This is a genomic window from Streptomyces chattanoogensis, from assembly GCF_001294335.1.
Classification (GTDB): domain Bacteria; phylum Actinomycetota; class Actinomycetes; order Streptomycetales; family Streptomycetaceae; genus Streptomyces; species Streptomyces chattanoogensis.
This window is the reverse complement of sequence record NZ_LGKG01000149.1, coordinates 26,563-46,294: the sequence shown is the minus strand read 5'-3', so window position 1 is coordinate 46,294 and position 19,732 is coordinate 26,563. Positions and strand designations below refer to the sequence as shown.

16 protein-coding genes and 1 pseudogene are annotated in these 19,732 nt (G+C 64.9%); 11 read left to right on the top strand and 6 right to left on the bottom strand.

Going from position 1 to position 19,732, the window contains the following annotated elements:
* Positions 1–232: 232 nt before the first annotated feature.
* The 11 genes from eccD (at position 233) to ADL29_RS24860 (ending at position 12,945) form a co-directional block, all read left to right on the top strand.
* The gene (gene eccD, locus ADL29_RS24910) at positions 233–1,741 is read left to right on the top strand and encodes a type VII secretion integral membrane protein EccD (RefSeq protein WP_053925825.1); all 1,509 of its coding nucleotides are present in this window, start codon (positions 233–235) and stop codon (positions 1,739–1,741) included.
* 96 nt (positions 1,742–1,837) lie between these two features.
* A complete protein-coding gene (gene eccB, locus ADL29_RS24905; protein ID WP_053925824.1) occupies positions 1,838–3,382 on the top strand; it encodes a type VII secretion protein EccB in 1,545 nt (514 codons plus the stop codon).
* A 3-nt stretch (positions 3,383–3,385) separates the two neighbouring features.
* On the top strand, positions 3,386–4,633 hold the full coding sequence (gene mycP, locus ADL29_RS24900; protein ID WP_053925823.1) for a type VII secretion-associated serine protease mycosin: 1,248 nt from the start codon (positions 3,386–3,388) through the stop codon (positions 4,631–4,633).
* 276 nt (positions 4,634–4,909) lie between these two features.
* On the top strand, positions 4,910–5,365 hold the full coding sequence (locus tag ADL29_RS24895) for a hypothetical protein (RefSeq protein ID WP_053925822.1): 456 nt from the start codon (positions 4,910–4,912) through the stop codon (positions 5,363–5,365).
* 1,845 nt (positions 5,366–7,210) lie between these two features.
* Positions 7,211–8,449 carry a S8 family serine peptidase gene (locus tag ADL29_RS24890; protein ID WP_053925821.1) on the top strand — a complete coding sequence of 413 codons (1,239 nt, stop codon included), beginning with the start codon at positions 7,211–7,213 and terminating at the stop codon, positions 8,447–8,449.
* Between the two features lie 97 nt (positions 8,450–8,546).
* A complete protein-coding gene (locus ADL29_RS24885) occupies positions 8,547–8,900 on the top strand; it encodes a WXG100 family type VII secretion target (RefSeq protein WP_053925820.1) in 354 nt (117 codons plus the stop codon).
* 59 nt (positions 8,901–8,959) lie between these two features.
* On the top strand, positions 8,960–9,256 hold the full coding sequence (locus tag ADL29_RS24880) for a WXG100 family type VII secretion target (RefSeq protein WP_053925819.1): 297 nt from the start codon (positions 8,960–8,962) through the stop codon (positions 9,254–9,256).
* 72 nt (positions 9,257–9,328) lie between these two features.
* Entirely contained in the window at positions 9,329–9,802 is a 474-nt protein-coding gene (locus tag ADL29_RS24875; protein ID WP_245689614.1) for a hypothetical protein, read from the top strand.
* A 9-nt stretch (positions 9,803–9,811) separates the two neighbouring features.
* The gene (locus ADL29_RS24870; protein ID WP_053925817.1) at positions 9,812–11,659 is read left to right on the top strand and encodes an alpha/beta hydrolase; all 1,848 of its coding nucleotides are present in this window, start codon (positions 9,812–9,814) and stop codon (positions 11,657–11,659) included.
* A 77-nt stretch (positions 11,660–11,736) separates the two neighbouring features.
* Entirely contained in the window at positions 11,737–12,189 is a 453-nt protein-coding gene (locus ADL29_RS43640; protein WP_157878567.1) for a hypothetical protein, read from the top strand.
* Between the two features lie 168 nt (positions 12,190–12,357).
* Entirely contained in the window at positions 12,358–12,945 is a 588-nt protein-coding gene (locus ADL29_RS24860) for a hypothetical protein (protein ID WP_245689613.1), read from the top strand.
* A gap of 111 nt (positions 12,946–13,056) precedes the next feature.
* Here ADL29_RS24860 and ADL29_RS46675 read toward each other — a convergent pair.
* The 6 genes and pseudogenes from ADL29_RS46675 to ADL29_RS24830 all read right to left on the bottom strand — a co-directional run bounded on the left by ADL29_RS46675 (position 13,057) and on the right by ADL29_RS24830 (position 19,641).
* Positions 13,057–14,042 (bottom strand): IS630 family transposase gene (locus ADL29_RS46675; RefSeq protein ID WP_425424278.1). Its coding sequence is split into 2 segments (ribosomal slippage): positions 13,057–13,671 and positions 13,674–14,042, totalling 984 coding nucleotides; the frame shifts between segments, so codons are not numbered across the junction.
* A gap of 444 nt (positions 14,043–14,486) precedes the next feature.
* Entirely contained in the window at positions 14,487–15,095 is a 609-nt protein-coding gene (locus tag ADL29_RS43635) for a hypothetical protein (RefSeq protein WP_157878566.1), read from the bottom strand.
* A 49-nt stretch (positions 15,096–15,144) separates the two neighbouring features.
* A complete protein-coding gene (locus tag ADL29_RS24845) occupies positions 15,145–17,325 on the bottom strand; it encodes a hypothetical protein (RefSeq protein WP_053925814.1) in 2,181 nt (726 codons plus the stop codon).
* Positions 17,325–17,774, bottom strand: a complete 450-nt coding sequence (locus tag ADL29_RS24840; protein WP_053925813.1) for a hypothetical protein — start codon at positions 17,772–17,774, stop codon at positions 17,325–17,327. The genes ADL29_RS24845 and ADL29_RS24840 overlap by 1 nt, the downstream gene beginning before the upstream one ends.
* Positions 17,775–18,025: 251 nt before the next feature.
* Positions 18,026–18,931 (bottom strand): annotated as a pseudogene (locus ADL29_RS24835) (hypothetical protein); the annotation flags it as partial.
* 338 nt (positions 18,932–19,269) lie between these two features.
* Complete coding sequence (locus tag ADL29_RS24830; RefSeq protein ID WP_157878565.1) at positions 19,270–19,641, bottom strand: CFAP299 family protein; 372 nt, start codon at positions 19,639–19,641, stop codon at positions 19,270–19,272.
* Positions 19,642–19,732 lie beyond the last annotated feature (91 nt).

The window sequence follows — 19,732 nt, the reverse complement described above, 5'->3', positions numbered from 1 at the left end:
CGCTGGACGGAAAAGCCCCCTCGCGCCCCCGTGGCGCCGGCTCCATCCGCTGGGGATCCTACTGACGAACAATCACACCGTGAGCGATAGGGTGACGGGGCGCGTGTGCACACCCGCGGAGAGTCAATAAATTCGGGGATGTTCGGGACTGTTGGGGATAAGGCCAGGAGGCGCAGGCAAGCCGGAGGGCCGGCCTCAAGACCCGAGACAGCGTGGAGGGGGAAGAGTTCAGGTGAGTTCGACGGTTCAAGCGGCGGGCCACGCGGGCGGGCTCCCCGGCCCCAGGGGGCAAGCCGGCCGCGGCACCGGTTTTCGCCGTGTCGTCGTCGCGGCGCCCGACAGTCGCGTCGATGTGGCATTGCCCGACGACATTCCACTCGCGCATCTCTATCCGGAAATTCTCCGCCTTGCGAGGCAGAGCCCGGCGCCCGGTGCGCCGGTCGGTTATCACTTGGTGCGGCGGGACGGTGCCGTACTCGACGAGTCGCGGTCGCTGGCCGCCCAGCGCATCGTCGACGGCGAGTTCCTCACGCTGCGGCCCTTCTCCGAGTCGCTCCCGCCCGCGGTTTTCGACGACGTCTCGCACGCCACCGCCAGCGCCGTCTCCCGCGACCGCAGACTGTGGGACGACACTTTGATGCGCGGCGCCGGGCTCTTCGGCTCCGCCGTCCTTCTCGTCCTGCTCGCCTTCGTGGCGTGGACCTCGGACGTTCAACGCGACATGCACGGACTGCCGGGCATCGTGACCGCGGTCTCCGGCCTGACGCTGCTCTCGCTCGCGGTTGCACGTGCCCGGGTGTACCGGGATCGCGGCTCCTCGCTCGCCCTCGGAATCGGAGCGCTGGCGAATCTGGGGGTTGCCGGATCGGGGCTGTTGCCGTTGCCCGACGGACAGGGCGTCGGCCGACTGCAGTTTCTGCTCGCCTGCGCGGCGGTGCTCGTGGCCTCGGTGCTTCTCGTGATCGTCACACCCCGCGGTGACGGCCCCTTCGTGGCCTTCGTCTTCGCCTCCGCCATCGGCCTGGTAGTAACGCTTGTGGCCATGCTGACCGGCCTGGAGCCGACCGAGGCTGCCGCGGTCTGCTCCCCGCTGGCCATCGGGACGCTCGCGTTCCTGCCCGGCCTCTCGATCCGCTTCGCCCGCCTCCCCATCGGCTTCGACCCGCCCCGTACGGCCGTCGGCCTCGACTACCAAGAAGAGCCCGAGCCGCACGCCGACATCGACGCCGAACGCATCGCGGCACAGGCCCGGCGCGGGCACGAGCTGCTCCTCGGCCTGGTCGGCGGCTGCGCCCTGGTAGCGGTCGGAGCTGCCGCCGTGCTCGGCTTCTCGGACGACCTGTGGGCCCAGCTCCTCGCGTTCGCCACCGGCGTGGCCATGCTGACGCGCGCCCGCCTCTTCCGGCACACGGTGCAGGTGGGCTGCGCACTCGCGGCGGGTCTGGCCTCCCTGGTGCTCCTGGGGCTTGGTCTCTCCCTCAACCCGCCCGCAGACATGGTCCTGAAGGCGCTACGGGGCGACGGCACGGCGCTCGACATCCGCCTGGTCTGGCTCTCGGTGGCGGTGGCGGTCGTCGCCACGGCCGTCGCCGCCGTCGCGCTGATCGTGCCGCGCAAGGGAGTCACACCGTTCTGGGGCCGCTTCCTCGAGATCGGGGAGAGCTTCGTGCTCCTGACGCTGCTCCCGCTGTGCCTGGCGGTGTTCGACGCCTACCACCGGATGCGCTCCCTTTCGTCATGAGGCGCGGTACGGCGACCTAAGCAATCAATACCGCGGCAGGCCCCCGGTACCTCGGGGGACCCGAAAGCCCGGTGGGGGAAAGAGACAACGGATCCAATGGCATCACGGCGGGACGAACTCAACGCTTACACCTTCGCGAGACGGCGGCTGATCGCACAGTTCCTGCAGCCGAGCGCGAGCGGCACGGAGGAGGCATGGCCGCAGCCACTGCGCGCGGTGCTGCCGGGAGCGATCGTCATGGTCATCTTGCTGGCCGCGTTCGGGGCCTGGGGGATGTTCAAGCCGGCGGCGCCGCAGGGGTGGGACAAGGCGGGCGAGCACGTCATCATCTCCAGCAAGTCGACCACCCGCTATGTGGTGCTGAAGACCGACGGCAAAGTCCAGCTGCACCCCGTCCTCAACATGTCCTCGGCGAAGCTCCTGCTCACCCCGGACAAGGGCAAGATCATCAACGTCGACGAGTCGGTGCTCGACAGCGGCAAGATCCCGCACGGCCCGACCCTCGGCATCCCGTACGCCCCCGACCGGCTGCCCGAGGCCGAAGAGGCCGGGGCGAAGAAGCGCTGGGCGGTCTGCGAACGGCCCGGCGAGGGCGGCCGCGCGCTCCAGAAGGCGGCGTTCATCCTCGCCCAGCGCGACATGAACCGGACCGAGGGATCCGAACGCCTCACCGCCGGCGAGCTGCTGTACGTCCAGGGCCCGGACGGAACCCGCTATGTGGTCGACGCCAAGGGCACGGCGTACCCCGTCGAGAACAACGAATCGCTCTTGCGCGTGATGGTCGGAGGCACTACCCCGCAGCGGGTCTCCTCCGGCTGGCTGGACACCCTGCACAAGGGGGACGCGATCGGCTTCCCGCGGCTGCCAGACCCTCCCACGGCCGACGCCGGCATCACGGGCGGCCTGGAGCCGGAGGCGAACAAGGTCGGCATGGTTCTGGAGGCGAGCTCCGGCACTCGCGTGCAGAAGTACGTCGTGCTACGGGGCCGGGTCGCCCCCATCTCGGACTTCACGGCGAAGCTCCTGCTCAACAGCGGGGAACTGGCCAAGCTCGGCCAGGCGGGCCGTGCAAAGCCCGTCAACGCGGGCACCTTCACGCCGGGCCAGCCCTTCGGCGCGGAGAAGAAGTGGCCGGAGCTGGAGCCGAATCGGGTCAATTCCGCGAGCACTGCGGAGGGCAGTCGGAACACCGTGTGCAACGTGCTGCGCGACGTGGACGACGACGGGGCCGACAAAGGCGCCACCACACTGAGCACGTGGGCGGGCACCCACTTCCCGGCGACCTTGCCCACCGGCTCCAGCAGCGCGTACGTAACTCCGGGCTCGGGCCAGCTCTTCCGCCAGTTCACGGGTTCGTCGACCAACTCGGGCTTCGCCTTCCTGGTCACGGACACCGGCCTGCGCTACGCCATGCAGTCCAACGGCGACAGCGCGACGGACGGCTCGGGCATCGGCGAATCGGGCTCGGCGAAGCAGCGCAAGGAGCAGCACGAGGCCCGCCTCGCGGAGGCCCGACAGGCGCAGAACCGGCTGGGATACGAGAACGTCACGCCGGCCCCGATCCCGGCGGCCTGGTCGGCCTTCCTGCCCACCGGACCCCGCCTGTCGACCGGGGCTGCACTGACGCCGCAGGGGGCGTGAGCGATGCGGGTGACACACCGGGCTGTGGCCGTCCTTGCGACCCCACTCGTCGCCCTCTCGACGCTGGCCGCCACCGCCCCTGCCGCCGTCGCAGACGACGCCCCGGACCAGTGCACATTCCCGGACAAGCCCTACGACGGCAAGCCCTGGTCGCTGCAGCGCGTCCTGCTCGACGAGCTGTGGAAGCAGGCGACCGGCAAAGGCGTACGCGTAGCAGTAATCGACACAGGGGTCGACGTAAAGAACCCCCAGCTCGCCAAGGCGGTGGACGCGAAGAGCGGCCGCAATCTCCTGCCGAAGAACCTCAAGGACAAGAACGGCAACAAGATCGAGCGCGGAAACGAGAACGGAACTACGGATTCTGTCGGCCACGGCACGAAAGTCGCGGGAATCATCGCGGCCCGCCCGATGAAGGGCACCGGTTTCGTCGGCCTTGCCCCCGAGGCAACGATCATTCCGATCCAACAGAACGACGCCGAAGGCCACGGCACGGCGGAATCACTCGCCGCAGCGATCCGCTATGCCGCGGGCCCGGCACGAGCCGACGTGATCAACATTTCCCAGGACACCGCGAACGCCCTGGAGCCCACATCCGAACTCAAACAGGCAGTGAACGAGGCCCTGGCGAAAAAGGTCGTCATCGTGGCGTCGGCAGGCAATGACGGCCTCGGAGGAAACGTCAAAGAAACCTACCCGGCTTCATACGAAGGCGTCCTCGCCGTCGCCTCCTCCGACCACAACAACGAACGCGCCGCCTTCTCCCAATCGGGCGAGTTCGTCGACGTCGCAGCGCCGGGAGTGGACATGATCTCCACAGTCCCCGGCGGCGGCCACTGCTCCGACGACGGCACCAGCTTCTCCGCCCCGTACGCAGCCGGAGTAGCCGCCCTCCTCAAGGAGAAGCAGCCCGGCTGGACCCCGCGCCAGATCAACGCCCAGATCATGCAGACCGCGGAGCGTGCTATCTCGGGCCACGACCGCCTGGTGGGTTGGGGCGTGGTCGACCCGGTACGGGCGCTGACGGAGGCCGACAAGCCGATCGAGCAGCCGGTGCCGGGCAACGGCAACGCCGAGAAGGCGAAGCCGCCCTCCGCGATGGACCTGCCCGTTGGAGAAACTGCCCAAGAACGGGAATCCCGCCTCGGCACATATGTGGCAGTCGGTACTTCCGTTTTGGTGGCGGTTATCGCGGGCGGCGCCGTGGTGATGCGTGACGCTCGGCGGCGAGCAAACGGGAAGGCTGGCAAGTGAGTTGACGGGCGCCAACCGAACTGGCAATTCACCCACACTGGACGTGCTCGACAAAGCTCAACCGAAGTCGAGCGATCTCGACCGAACGGGAACCGCTGACTGCTGTGAACCGTGTGTTCAGTGAGGCGAGTTGGCCGAGAAACCGGTAGGGACTGTCAGACCCTTTGGCTAGGGTGACATGCATGCGAACAGCGAAGTTCGCGGTAGTACAACAGCTCCGCCAGACGGAAACAGCGCCTGGCGGGACTGACGGGGAAACGGGGAGGGACAAGCATCGTGGCTGACGCACGTGGCGGAGGCGGCGACCTCAGGCTCGGAGTCGGCGCACTGGAGAGATTCCAGAAGCGTGTGGACGCGCTCCTATCGGAACTGGAGGGTGGCGCCGCCGGCAGTACGAAGATGGCGGCCCAGCGCATCGCCCGCAGCTCTCTCAGCGGCGGCAACGCTCCCTTCGCTGAGGCGGACGGCTTCTATAGGCAGTACAACCGCGTCCACGAGCAACTCGTCTCGCTGTCCAAGTCCCTCGGCGAGCAGATCACGATGCTGCGGATCGCGGTGCGGGGGACGGAGATCGGGTTCGAGAACCTTGAGGAGGAGAATCGGGCTCGGTTTCATGCGATCTCAGATCGCCTCTTGAGGGAGCGGGAAGAGGCGATGGCGGAGCGCAGTCGAGTGGCCGACAAGCAGCACGCCGACACCTCCAGCGGAAACTTCGGGTTGGGGGACAGCTGATGGACCAGAACGGGAACCCGCGGCCGGAGCCGACGCCCGAGCAGCAGCAGAAGACGACCTCAGACGAGCTCCGGCAGGAGTTCCACGCGGTCGACGCCCTGGAGACAATGAAACCCTTCCCGGGCATGCTCGGCCTTGCAGAGAACTTGGGAAGCCTCTTCGGCAGGACGAACTTCGAAGGACGCGAGCTCAACTCCATGCTCGATCTTCTCGAGGCGGCCAACCCGTCGGACCTGGAGCACGTCAGCCGCGCCTTGGCCACGGCGCGTGACTCACTCAACGACGCGGCGAGGGAACTGGACCACCACCTCAAGAGAACGGACTGGGAAGGTGAGTCCGGCCAGGAGTTCCGCCGGTACGGAAGCGAACTCACCAAGCACGCCTGGGAGATAGCGTCGTTCGCGAACGTGGCATCCACGCAGATGTCGGTGGCCGGCACCGGCCTCGCGTCGGTCAGCAACTCCACCACAAAGCAACGTGACACGCGGCCCTTCCCCAAGCGCCCCGAGGACTTCACGCCCGTGGAGCAAACGGAGAGCCACGACGCGTACAAACAGGCCGTAGAGGTTGAGCAGAACCGGCAGAAGACCATCAACCAGATGAACCGACTGGCCTCGTTCTACGCGGTCTCCGAGCAAACCCTGGCGTCCCAGAAGGCACCTGTGCCTCCCAAGCCCGTGAGGGCAGCAGTACCGAAGCCCTCCGGCTCCGGCGGAGCGTCTCCCGGGACCTCGGGGGCAGTCAAAGCGTCGGCAACTGGTTCAGCCGGACAAACCACTCCAGGGGACGGTAGATCCGGCGAGGCGTCGGAAGGACCCTCCCATGCGGTGGCTCCCGGTACTCACCCGTCCGGCCCGGCCCCTGGGACATCAGTAAAGATCGACACTGCGGCACCACCGGTGGCTCCTGCTCCCGCCCCAAACCCTGCTCCCGCTCCCACAGCGCCAGGCCCCACCGGCCCCGCCCACGGGCCGCTGCTCCCGCCGACAAGCCCCGGCACCCTCCCGCCCAACGCCACAGAGCGCCCCATCGGAACCGGGAACGGCACGACGAAGACCAACCCGCCCAACCGTCCAGGCGTTGGGCGACCTGGCCAGCCCAGCACCACCGCCACGCCAACGGGGCGCCCTGGCCCCAGCCGCAACACTCCTACGGCCACGGGACGCCCCGGACCTGTCGGGCGCCCCAGTGCTCAAGGAAGCAATCCCCCGGTCACAGGACGTCCGGCCACCGTCGGCCGACCCAGCGTGACCGGCCGTGGGTCTGCGATGACAGGAAGGTTGGGCACGGGCCCGACCAGCCAGTCCCCCATCACGGGTCGCCCCAGTGCTACGCAGCCCACCACGGGACGCTCAGGAACGGGCATGCCCACGGGGCCTCGCTCCGGCCGTACGGACAGCATCGTGCGCGGCACTCCGCAGCGTGCGGGAATGGGACCGACCAGCGGCACGGCGCGGACTCCGGGCGGAGGCGTCATCGGATCACAACCCGCGGCGCCTAGCCGGGGTTCCACAGGCCGGCCGGGCCAGTCGGGACCTATTGGGTCCCAGCCAGCAGCAGGCAGTCCTCGTCCCACCGGCCGTGGCGGGCCTGCCGCGAATGGCATCGTCGGCACTCCGCGCAACACCGCTGCTGGCTCCCGTTCGGGTGCAGGAAGCTTCACCTCCGGTGGCGCCGGCCTGGCAGCCGGACGCCCGAACCAGCAACGCCCCGGCGAGGAAGAGCGGGACCGTGGTGGAGAGCGTCCGGACTACCTGACGGAAGACGAGGAAACGTGGGAGTCCCGGCGGAGGAACACCGCGCCGCCGGTGATCGACTAGGCACAGGGAAGGTCCGGAAGTCAGCATGACCGCAAGAATCAGCCACACCCGCCGAGGTCTGGTCACCGTGGGATCCGCGCTCGGTGCGTTGACACTCACCCTGTCGGGCACGGCGTCGGCAGCCGCTGCCGAGGACGTGCAGTCCAAGCAGTGGTACCTGGACGCCCTCTACGCCGAGAAGATCTGGAAGAAGACCACAGGCAAGGGCATCAAGGTCGCCGTCATCGACTCCGGCGTGAACCCCAACACCCCCTCGCTCAAGGGCCAGGTACTCAAAGGCGTCGACGCCACCGTCGAAAGGGGCGGAAACACCAACGACACCGATGGTCAGGGCACCACTACGGCCGAACTGATCGCCGGAACGGGCAAAGGCGGCGGCCTCAAAGGCCTCGCCCCTGGAGCCAAGATCATCCCCTTCAGGGTCCCCCTGCTCAAGCACGACCAGCTCCCGCCCGGGACCTGGATCGAACGCGACCCCCTCTATCACGCCATCCGTGCTGCAGCCGACAGCGACGCCCAGATCATCGCGATCAACATCAGGAACGAACACGCCATCGGCGTCAATCTCCACGCAGAGAGCGCGGTGGACTACGCGGCGAGTAAGGGAAAGCTTGTCATCGCGGGCACCGGAGACAACGCCCAGGACGGTAACAAACGCCAATACCCGGCATCGCAGAACGCAGTCGTCGGGATTGGTTCCGTCACCCGGGAGGGAGACGTAGCCAAGAACTCCCAGTACGGGGATTCAGTCGACCTGGCAGCGCCCGGGGACGATATCCCACGCTGGTGCGACTCCAGATTCAAGCGCTACTGCGCTGGCGGCGGCGCCAGCGCTGCCACGGCGGTCGCAGCAGCTTCCGCAGCACTTGTCTGGTCAGCCCACCCCGACTGGACTGCCAACCAGGTACTCCGGGTTCTCATCGAAACAGCCGGCCTCAAGGACAAGAAGAAACACCCCCTTAGCAAGTACCTCGGCTACGGAATCGTCCGTCCCGGTGTCAACATCATTCGAGGCAAGGGGAATCCAGGAAAGGCAGACTCCAACCCACTGGCTGACCCTCAGGCTTCAAACTCCCCGTCCTCCTCGAATGACGCCTCGCCGCAGCGGCCAAGGGGTGAGTCAGCCGGGAAGGCGAACACCGAACAGGCCATCGGCAAGAACGAAGAGAACTCCTCAACGGGCCTCATCATCGGCATCGCCGCAGCCATAGCCGCCCTGGCCGCAGGCGCCTTCGCCCTGGCCCGCAAACGCCGCAACGCCTGAGCCCCTTACCACAACACAAGCGCAGGCCCGCGGCCCCATACCCGGCGAACCACACACGCTGGACCCAAACAACCACACCGAGAAAGGAAGACCCTTTATGGCAGTCCAGAAGGTCAATGATGAAGTCCTGCGGGGATTCGAGCAGGAACTCAACGACCGCTTCGGCTCCGTCAAACAGCAGCTCCACCAGCTGCAGGCCGTGATCGACGGCGTCGAAGGCAAATGGAAGGGCATGGGCGCCGTGTCCTTCGACCGCAAGCAGCGGGAGATCAACGAGCGCATGGCCCACATCGGCAATCTCCTGGTCCGCTTCCAGCAGGCGGTGGACGACAACCGCCGCATCGTCGGCAGCACCGAGCAGGAGGTCTTCCAGGCCCTCAAGGGCATCGACGCCGGCGCAGGTTCAGGCGCCGGCGCGGGCGGTGGCTCCTCCAGCTTCAACAACATGTGACCCGCAGGCCCGCCAGCCCCGCCACCAGCACACAGACTTAAGAACAAACGGGAGGAACCATGGCCGTAAACGACGGCACGATGCTCGTCACTTATGCGGAACTCGAGCACGCGGCGCAGCAGATCACGAGCCAGGCGAAGAAGCTCGACGGGGACCTGGAGGCCCTCCAGGCACGTATGAAGGACATCTCCGCCTTCTTCGAGGGTGAGGCCAAGAATGCTGCGGACGGCCTCCACCACGAGTGGGACACGAAGTCCAGGGAGATCCACACGGCCCTGAACGCCATTGCCAACGCCATCCGCGACGCCAGCGCCGCCTACAGTGCAGCCGACAAGAAGGCCGCTGCCAACTACTGACGGCAACGACCGCACGCATCAAGCGGAAGGGGTGGGCACGCACGGGAGGTGCCCACCCCCACGCACTGCGTCATGGCGCATAAGGAGGAATCGCCGACGATGGCGTGGGACGAGTGGGAACAGCTGAAGGCCGAGGCAGCCGAACGCGCGACGACGGGGATGCAACTCAACAGCGCGTGGCCTCCTAGTGATCCGTCCGCTGGAAGCCGGTTGAAGTCAGAGAAGCGGGTCTGGTCCAAAGCCGGCGACGACCTCAAGGGATTGAAGGACGACCTCGGCAAGGCGGCCACGAAACTGCGAGAGGGCCAGCAGGGCTTGGGCGATACGGCCGGGTGCCGGTCTGCCGCGGCACAGAAGGAACTGTACGAGTCCTGGGAGAAGTACGTCGACAAGGTGCGTGGTCGTTGTGGTGCGCTGGGCGCGCTCTTGGAGCGCTCCGGGCACGACCTTTCCATGCCCGACAGCGAGGTCAAGGACGAGCTGGACCGCATCAGCCTCAGGTACAAGGACACCGAGGCTGTTGGTGGTCAGGCGAAGGGGAAGTGAGCGCAAGCCGTGGATTTTGCGACGCTGAAGGCGTTCAAACCGTCTGAGTACGAGGGCGCTGCAGATGGCTACCGCGCCATGGGCGACTCGGCTGAGAGGGCGAAGGATGCAGTCGACAACCGGATCGCAGCGGGTATCCGTCACCAGTTGGAGGGCGCGACCGCGACCGCCGCGTTGGGGCAACTGAAGCAGCTGGCGCGGAACCTTCACTACCTGCAGACGGAGTGTGGCCTCGCGAGCACCGCACTGAACGGCTTCGCGTTCGACATTGAAGCCGCCAAACGCAAGCTGAAGGCGGCGATTGAGGACGCCCACGCCGCCAACTGCACGGTCACAAGCGACGGCTCGGTCTCCTACCCGGCAGGCGGCGACAAGGTCGACGGCAAGGTACCGGAAGGGGGCACGGTTGAAGGCAGCCCCGGCCCGTGGGACCCGTCGTCGGCAGCCGTGCGGCGCCAGTCGATCAACATCCACCCGAACCCGAACTACGGCAAGGCTTTGGGGTTCGCGGACCGCATCGCCGACGCGTTGCAGGAGGCCACGGAGGCGGACGCCAAGTGGGCTCCGAAGCTACGGAAGCTGAGGGCCGATGACGACCTGACCGTCTCCGCCGCGGACTGGGTGGACGCCCAGAAGGACACGGGCGGCGTACGCGAGGGCGCCGAGCACTACCTCGACGGCATTAAGGCCCCGCCCAAGGGCGGCGATCCGGAGGACAACGCGGAGTGGTGGAAGCACCTGTCCGCCGATGAGCGGGAGGCTTATATCTCCCTGCACCCCGCGAGTATCGGGGCGATGAACGGACTTCCCGCCGTCGTACGCGACGAGGCCAACCGGACCGTACTGGCGGAAACGCGTGGCCAGTACGAGATGAAGCTGAACGCCATCCCCAAGGAACCGTCGCCCCAGTTCGTCCCCATTGGGGCCCGAGGCGACATGACGTACAACCAGGAGTGGCTGGACTGGCACGACAAGTACAGCGAGCGGAAGGAGTACTTGGAGGAGAAACTGAAGGGAATGCGGGCCATTCAGGACCGCTTTGACCGGACCGGCGAGAACGGTCTCCCGGAAGCTTACCTCCTCGGATTCGACCCGGACGGCGAGGGCAACGGCAGGATCATCCTTGCCAATGGAAATCCGGATACGGCCGACCACACCGGCATATACATCCCCGGCACCAAGACAGATATATCGACCATCGGCGAGGATTCCGGCGACACTCCTTCGGACCTCAAACGCAGTGAAAATCTTTGGAACGAGAGCAGACGGCTCGCGCCCGGACAAAAGATCTCCACAATCACCTGGCTTGATTATGACGCCCCGGACAACATCCTCCTTGAGGCCACCAACGACAGGTACGCAGAAAAGGGCGCCCCGATACTCCACGATTTCCTCGAAGGCAACAGGAAAGCACACCAATACGCGAGCGGCGACACCGGCCACACCACCGTCATCGGCCACAGCTACGGCAGCACGCTCATCGGTGACAGCGCCAAGACTGCCAGTTGGAACGAGACCCCCATCCCGGCAGATGACGTCCTGGTCGCAGGAAGTCCCGGAATGCAAGCGAACCACGCCGCAGACCTGGGAATTGACCCCAAGCACATGTGGGCGATGGGCGGTGGAGGTTCGGACTTCATCGTCCGCCACGGAGGTGAGGGCAGCGGGCTCGGAGATAACTGGATTATCCCCACAGACCCGGAGTTCGGCGGAAACATAATGACGAGTGACGCGGGCGACCACGGGGCCTTCTGGGACGCAGAGGGTGGGCAGGCATCGCTGAGCCTTAAGAACCAGTCCAGAGTCGTAGTGGGAAGATACGGTGACGTCACGCTGGATAGTAAGGCCCATTGGTGACCTATATGAACAAAAATACTTTCATTGCAAGTTCCGTGGCGCTGGGAAGTCTTATGCTGACTGTGGGGTGTTCTACTATGAAGAAAGATCCCAGTGGTGATGAATACGAACCTGCGGCGCGCACAAGCCAGGAGGTTGTGCACGAGGTCGGAAGCCTGTCCAGTCGAGTCGTGGAAATGCTGGACATCAAGGGAAAGGTAACCGAGGCAGGGCCCAGCGCAGGACCCTGCAATGCGTCTGACGACGGGGCACGAAAATACCGCAGTGTCCGACACCCTTGGTCGATGTACGGGGTCGGGAATGGCGCCCTGGAGAAGGGCATGAAAAATCTGCACAACGCGCTTCCACAGCAAGGGTGGAAGGTGGTGAAGTACGGCAAGGATTCCAGCCAGAACCGCAACCTGGAAATCATGGCCGTCCACCTGAAGACACATACCCAGCTTGAAGCCACCTGGATGAAGGGGCTCGACGGGCACACCCCGCTCATTGAGATCACCTTGTATTCCAGGTGTTACGAGGCGAAATCCTGAACAGTGCGGCACTCAGACGCAGAGGAGCGGCGAGCTGAGTGCGGGGACGGATACCGCGCGGCAACGCGGGCTGCCTAAGGGCTTGCAGGGAAGCAACACCTTGATTCCCTGCAAGCCCTTAGTAGACATGTCCACCATGCTGCGCTACACCGAACGATCTCAGGCTACGTGAAGGGGCAGACTTTCGTGCATCGTGTACCACTGTCCACCGTGCGCCGGCAGCGACGAATCGGCCCCCCTCTGACTCTCGTACTGACCGGACTTCTCCTCAGTGGATGTGGCATAACTGACAGCAAGTCGAACGAATCAACCTCGGAGATTCCCTCTGCGGGCACCGCCACAACCTTTCAGGCCTCACAGGCCCTGAAACAGGTCTCCAGCCAGATCTACGACTTCGCCGGCGTACCCGGCAAAGCCTCCAAGCCGGGGCCCGGCGTCAGGGAGTGCGACGGCAGGGACAAGGACACGTACTTCCAGATGTACCACCCCTGGAACTTCGCACCGACGAAGGCCAGCGATATCGACGTCGCCATGGAGAACCTCAAGAAGAAGCTCAAAACCGGTGGTTGGGCGATCAAGGATATTTACCACGATAACAGCCCGAACAAGGCCCTCAACTTGATCGCCGACAACGTCTCCAAGAAGGTCAGTGTTTGGATCATCCAGTTGAAGAAGGACAAGCAGCCGAGTTTCGCAATCGAGGTCACATCGGGCTGCTACAAGATTCCGGACGGCCAGGAGATCGACCGGTTCTGACGCGGGGGCCGGGCTGGCCGAACTCCCCCTTCTCCTGGCCCACTGGGCCAGTTACCTGGGCTTGTCATGGACGCTACTGAATTTGAATGCGTGATGTCGGTCTGATCGTGGTCAGGCGTCCATGGTCAGGCCGGTGCCCGTGAGGCAGCCGTTGATCAGATGTGGACGGTACTGGATCTTCTTGAGGCTGCGTTTCACGGCGGTGGCCAGTTGATCGAGGTTGGCGACGGCGAGGTTGCCGATGGTGCGTTTCACCAGTGACCAGATGCCTTCTTGCGGGTTGAGGTCGGGCGCGTAGGCGGGGAAGTGGAACACTGTCAGCCAGTCGTCGTTCTCGGCGATGAAAGCCTTCATCTGCGGCATCAGATGAGTCCGCAGGTTGTCCCAGACCAGGACGATCGGGCCACGGAGCTGGTGGTGTGCCCGCACGATGAGGTCGCGGTAGTCCTGCCAGGTGAAGCCCTTGGGCTCGCCCTTGCGTCCCCGATGGACGCGGAAGCTGTAGATCAGCCGTGAACGCTCTCCGTTCTTGAAGCAGGTCATTCCGGCCATGGAGACGCGTCCGGAGCCCCGGCCCCGTACCCGGACCACTGGCGTCCGGCCAACCCGGCCCCAGGTTCTTGCGCGTGGCGACCTCAGCGACTGACTGGCCTCGTCCTCGCAGACGATCCAGGCCCCGCGGACCGCCGCGGTGCTTTTACCCGCGGCCACACCTCCTTCTTCCACAACTCGACCGCCTCATCGTCCCGCTCGATCGCCCTACGGGCCGGCTGCTGCCACGACCAGCCATGACGCTTCAGCAGCCACCATGTGCCCTCCACCGTGTAACTGACATGGAACAACCACCCGATCAACGTCTTCACACGCGCGAGCGTCCACCGCTGGTCCGCCCACCCGTGAGCGAGCGGACCACGCTCCAACTCACGCTCAAGCCTGGCCATTTGAGCCTCGTTCAGTCTCGGACGTCCTGGTGAACCCTTTGAACGGACACCGCCTTGACCATGCTCCCGCCACTGACGGCGCCACCGTTCCACCGACCGCTCACTCACCGTCGTTTGCTGGCCTTTAGCGGGCGCGCGGCGCAGCCGCCCCCGCACCTGCTGACGGAACGCTCCAGTTGTTCCGGGCACGGCCTCGCCCACCTGAAGAACTGACGAGTGCTCGGCAACGTCCGCACCGACCCGAAGTAGGCGACCGCCCTGGCACCAGCCTGCTGGTCCTGACGACCGCGAAGTCGCCCGGTGACCGACGATCTTCGCCAAAGTCATGCGCCCGGCGATCAGTACGAGCATCCCGAACCCCACGCACACCAGCCCCGCGACCTGCAACTTCACCATGCACGGTGCTGTGCGCCAAGAACTCGCCACTGCCGCATCGCCATCTTCTCCCCCGCTGCTTCGCCTCGGTGAGCCAGGTGGCACGGGCGGTTGCGGTTGGCCTTACTCCCAGAACAGGGCCTTCGGCGAACTGGGCGATGCCCTGGCCAACATCGTCGCCCCAGGGCGCACACCCTCGGGCTGCTGGCGAGCCGCACCGCTAACTCAGTGGAGGCGAGGAAGTTCGGCGGGGAACTTCCTTGGCTCCTGGCATTCACCGACCTTATAGGCATGCCGGGCCAGTTGATAAGCAAAGTCCGTGATTGCCTGACGAAGCGGTGTTCCGGTCACACGAGTCTCTCCGATGGTCCTCGCCTCCACGATCAATGCATAGGCCTGACGTGCTTGTTCTTTCTTCTTACCGGGCGGTGTGCAAGGGACGTAGATCGAAGAGCGTTCAGGATATGAAATCGCCTTAATGCCTCCCGATGACGCTTCGAACTTCTTCCCGTTCCCACTTGCCGTAAAGCGGTTACTCCAGGAGGTAGAAGTCGCGTCACCAAGTTCGGCCTCGCCGGAAATAATTGAACCCTCGCTGATGAAGTTACTGCTGGTCTTGACGTAGCACGTGGAAGTGAACGTCTCCCCAGAAGGGTCACTTTTCCCGCCCTCGTATGCCTTACGTGTATCAGGGAGCGCACTGGCTGCTATCTCACGGTCCACTGCCCCGTGGCATACCTTGGCAGGTAGACGGTCGAGCCCCTTGGTGAAGAACTCCAAGAAACCAAACACTCCCGCACCCAAGAGGATGCAACACAGTGCGATCTTGGTCACTCTCTTATTTACATTCAACTTCACGACGGTTACAACACCTTCATTCGGGCTACGCACTCGGGCGCCTGTGAGCATCTTCCAGAATGGTATCGCTATGTTGCCAGCCATCGTTTAGCTTGTCGTTGATCAAGACATCTATCGAGCCTTTTTTCAATGCCGAGTCGTGCCTCTCGATGGCGTTCCTCGCCGACTGCTGCGTCTGCCAATTCGCGTCGTCCTGAGCCTTGTTGAGGTCCTTTCCTGTACCATAGAGGGCGGAGTCCTCCGCTTTGTCCTGTTCCCGCCCTTCCATAAACCGGTCGACGGCCATGCCGGCGATTCCGCCGAAGAATCCGCCGCCAGCCGCTCCTGCCATGGCGCCTGTCAGGTTCTGCGGGGCGAGGGCAACGGCTCCTACGCCGAGGCCTGCGGATACCACCGACTTGTAGTAATCACCCTCACGTTTCACCGATTCATTCCAATCCTTCTCCCCTTCTTTGGCCTCTGAGATCTCGGCGTCGGCAGTCGAATGCGCTATGATCCCGTCAATGACTCCAGCGTTCTTGGCAATCACTCCTATCTTCTGGTTTGTGGTGCTGTCATGGAGGTCAGGGTCTGCAATATGCGCTTCGAGGACGCTGCTCGTGTAGATGCCCTCACCGTAGAGAAGTGCAGCCTTCCCATTGGTGTCTCTTGCGACCTCGTACAGAAACCGTGTGGCATCTGTCCTTTCGAGGTCGTCCGGCGCAGCGCTGTTCGTCAGGAAAATTGATTCTGCCCCTTGGCCGGCCATCGTCCTGTTGATCTCGGGCATATAAGCGGACGCCATATGCCCGAAACTCCCACCAATCCCCTTTTTCACCAGATCCGCCCCACCATCCGGCTGCGCAACAGCGTTCATGATGTTCTTCATGATCGTGACCTGTGTCTTGCTGTGCGGGACGGGCTCGGATGGTGTCTCGCCGCGTGAAACGCCGGTGACCGCAGCTTCGAGTGCGTGGCCGACCGATACTCCCCTGTCCGTGTACTTCGTGCTCTGGAGCACGTGGTCAAGGGTGGCCTTCGAGTCGAAGGTGTTCGTGGCTGCTTCAGAGTTGTGGGAGAGAGCATCCATGAAGCCAATCACGGGGTCGCCGCCGGCGCCCTTGCCAAATACAAGATCCAAGGACTGGTCCGCGTTCTCCCAGACTTCGTTGGTACCCGTTCCCACACTCCCCCGAGGAGCCATGTCCGCCTTGAGCAGCTTCTTGCCGTAGTCGTCAAGAAACTCCGTGTCGTACTTACCATGACTCATCAGACTACTCATCACCTGGAACCCACGAACCCCGAGCGGACTCTTGTAGGGATCCGAGGGATCGGGCCTGAAGCTCGTGTTCCCTTCGTTGATGATGTCCCGTTTCCACTCTTGCATGGCGGCGGAATCAGAATGGGTTGCCGTGGCCAGGGTCATGCTCAAGTTCTTCTGGAGTTCCTTGAGTTGATCAAGTTCGGCTCCGCTGGCCCGAGCATGTGTATCCGCGGTGCCTGCCCAGAAACCCAGCGTTCCCTTGGGCCCCATGAGAACGGCGAATCGTTCCGAGAAGAGTTCGTCGTTCCTGTATTTCTTCAAGCCAGCGGTGAGTGTCGCCAGCTCTCTGGCTGTGAGTTTCTCCGGGTCCTTCTTGGCGAGCTTCGCCATGTGTTCTGCCTCCGCGAGGGCCTCGGCGGCAGAGTCGCGGTCCTTGTACTCGGCGCCCGAGAAGCCGTACTTAGCCTGGTCTGCCAGCGCGCGGAGCGCCTTCGCTGCGCTGTCATCAGATTCCGTGGCTTTGGCGAGGATGCCTTGGATTTCGTTCTTGACGGCGTTGATCGCACCCTCGGTGGGCTGGTCTTCATCCGGTGTGCACATGGAGGAGACCAGGAACTTGCCACCGCCAATGCCCATCACGCTGATCTTCTTCTTGAGGGCGCGATCGATGGCGTCTTGGAGGTCGCCGCGATAGCCGATGAGCTCGTCGCGAGTGTCGCGGAGGATGTTGCGGATGGAGCGGGCCTGGGTGACGGCGTCGCCGAATTCCTTGGCGGTCTTGGTGATGAACTCACGGGTGACGGTGGCGTTGACGCCGGACCAATTGGCTTTCTTGGACTTCTTGTCCAGTTCGTTCTCCGCCCGGTCCTTGAGCTTCTCCAGCTTGCCGATCATCTGGGTCCAGTCGGTGACGGCCTCACCGAGCTGGGAGAAGTTGCCGTGCTGCAGGGCTTCGAGATCCATCAGCGCTGGGTCCCCTCATCAAAGCCCTGGTCGAGAGTGGATATCTTGCTGAAGACGGTGCCGAGGTAGGCATCGTTGCTGGCGTGGGCTTTCCTGGTGTAGTCGAGGTGGTTGGAGATGTGCGCGCACGCGTCCAGCACACTGCGCAGCTGGTCCAACCACCGCTCCGCCACGTGATCCAGCGCGCCCCCGATCGCGAAGTCCTTCTCCAGGGACGAGGCGGCCTTCATGCTGCTGACGCGGGCGTGGTCGCCGGCCTTGTCCAGATCCTGATGCAGCTTGAACGCCACGTCCCCGATGGCGGCCAGGTCCTTCTGGTCGACGGTCAGGTCGCCCTGCGGGGTACCACCACCCCCTCCATCGGGCGCAAGCTGATTGAGCTGCATCTGCGTGGACTGCCGAGCCGCTGCACCGGCCTTGAGCTCCGCCCACTCAGCGTCGAAGGACATCCCCCGAACCCCCGTTCTCCTGGCCCACTGGGCCAGTTGCCTGTCTTGTCATGGACGCTAGCAGCTTGCCGTGCACCGGCCGCTAATAGGCGCGCGGCGCAGCCGCCCCCGCATTGCCCACGGAACGCTCCAGTTGTTCCGGGATAGAAGCCTGACGTTTGCAGCCCTCCCAGGGGCCGTGCCAGTGCTGCTAAAGATCTTTGGCCCGGCCCCGTATGTGCCGGCCACGCTGACATGTGTCCGGTCGTGGGCTAGAACAGGCGGGTGCGCATGTGCTGCGTGAGGTTTTCGAGGATCTCGCGCAGCCACGGGCTGCGGACGACTGGCAGCCGGACCAGGGTGTGCTGGAACGCTCCCGGGCCGGCCCGGAACAGGTAGCGGGCGCGGCATGGGCGGTTCGTCGCGGAGGACACCGTCAGGCATGCCGCCCGACGCAGGAACGGGCAGGCACGGCTCGGGGAAGGCCAGCCACAGCCACACCCCGAACGGCAGCGCCACCAGGTATGCCGAGGTGGCCGGGTCGGCCGGAGTCCAGCTTTCCCCCCCGTCTGAGGATGGGCCGGCGCAAGGAGGACGTCGACGTCCGCGTCAAGGGCGGGCTGTCCCGGTCCGGCCAGGACGGCGCGCCGCGCTGGCGGCCCTGCGGGCAGCAGGGCGTCGAGGGCGCGTTGGAACACCTCCTTGATCAGGCCGTCCGGGACGGTCACCGGCCGGCCTTCTGAGGCCGCCAGCAGGTGGGCGAGCGCACTGCCGGTTGCCGCCTCCTACTGCGGGCTCCATAACCACCAGTGGTTCCGCCCAAGTCCCGATCCCCACGTGGCGATCGGCTCGAACGGGAGCATGCCCCTCCATTCCGCCGTCAGCTCGCCCCAGGAGAGCGGTGCGGCGTCGGCGTCGGCGTCGTCGACGGGGAGGCGGCGTACGGCGTTGGGTGCGAGCCACACCGTCTGCCAGAGCGAGCAGTCGTCGATCCGGCTCGCCACGGGCAAGCCGCACGCCTCGCAGGCCATGTTGGGGCCATCAGCCCCGTCGAGGCCGCAGCAGTAGCCGCCACCCTTCTCCGGGATCAGCCGGGTGCCGCGGGCATCTCCGGGTGACATGACGATCGCGCCGGGCGCGCCGTCGGACAGGGCGAAGGCTGGAGCGCCAATGCGCCGATCGCAGGTCATTCGTGATGCTGAACATCCTGTGCATGGCCTCGCCTCCATTCACGTACTCAACAGAAGATTCCCACTTGCAGGCGGTTGTCGAAAACTCCCATTGGCCTGGCGACACGCACCCTGCTGAGCTTTGATCACCGGAATCTTCCAGACGGGGGTCGCCTGAGTGTCTCGATCGGATCTGCGCGCGTTGTTCCGATCCGGTAGGCACAGGCCGAGCTGAAGAACAGGCGGGAGATGTTGGCGTTGCGTGCGAGAATTGATGCACAACTGCGGATGATGCACCTCGACTACGCAAGTCCTCCCGGACCGTGCCCCGCTGACACGCCGGCCGGTCACTGCGGTCGGGTCCGCCCCCGCCTCGACTTCGCTCCATTGGTCGCTGCCAGCTTCGCTGCCGCATCCGCCGAGTAGCCCGCCTCGTCAAGGACCTTCATCGCATTGATGACTCCCAGGCACTGCGCCTTGAGCAGGCCGATCGCCGCCGTGTTCTGTGCTTCCGCTGGCAGTGGCTCGATCATGCTGGTGTAGATGCGGGTAACGCGGCGCTCGATGACCTTGAACTCCCGCACCACGGCGCTGGCGCACAGCACCGGATCGACAGTAGTCACGTAGAAGCCCTCAAAGAGCACGAACGCCCTGCGCTCCAATGCACACTTCTTGTCCCGGACCCATGCCTTGGCTCGCTCGAACTGGCTGCGGGTCATGGACCCACGCGCCCGATCAGGGGGTAGGCCCTCGGTGCCTGCGGCCTCGACGCGCTCCCACAGTTCCTCACCCAGGTCCGCTGCGGCCCGT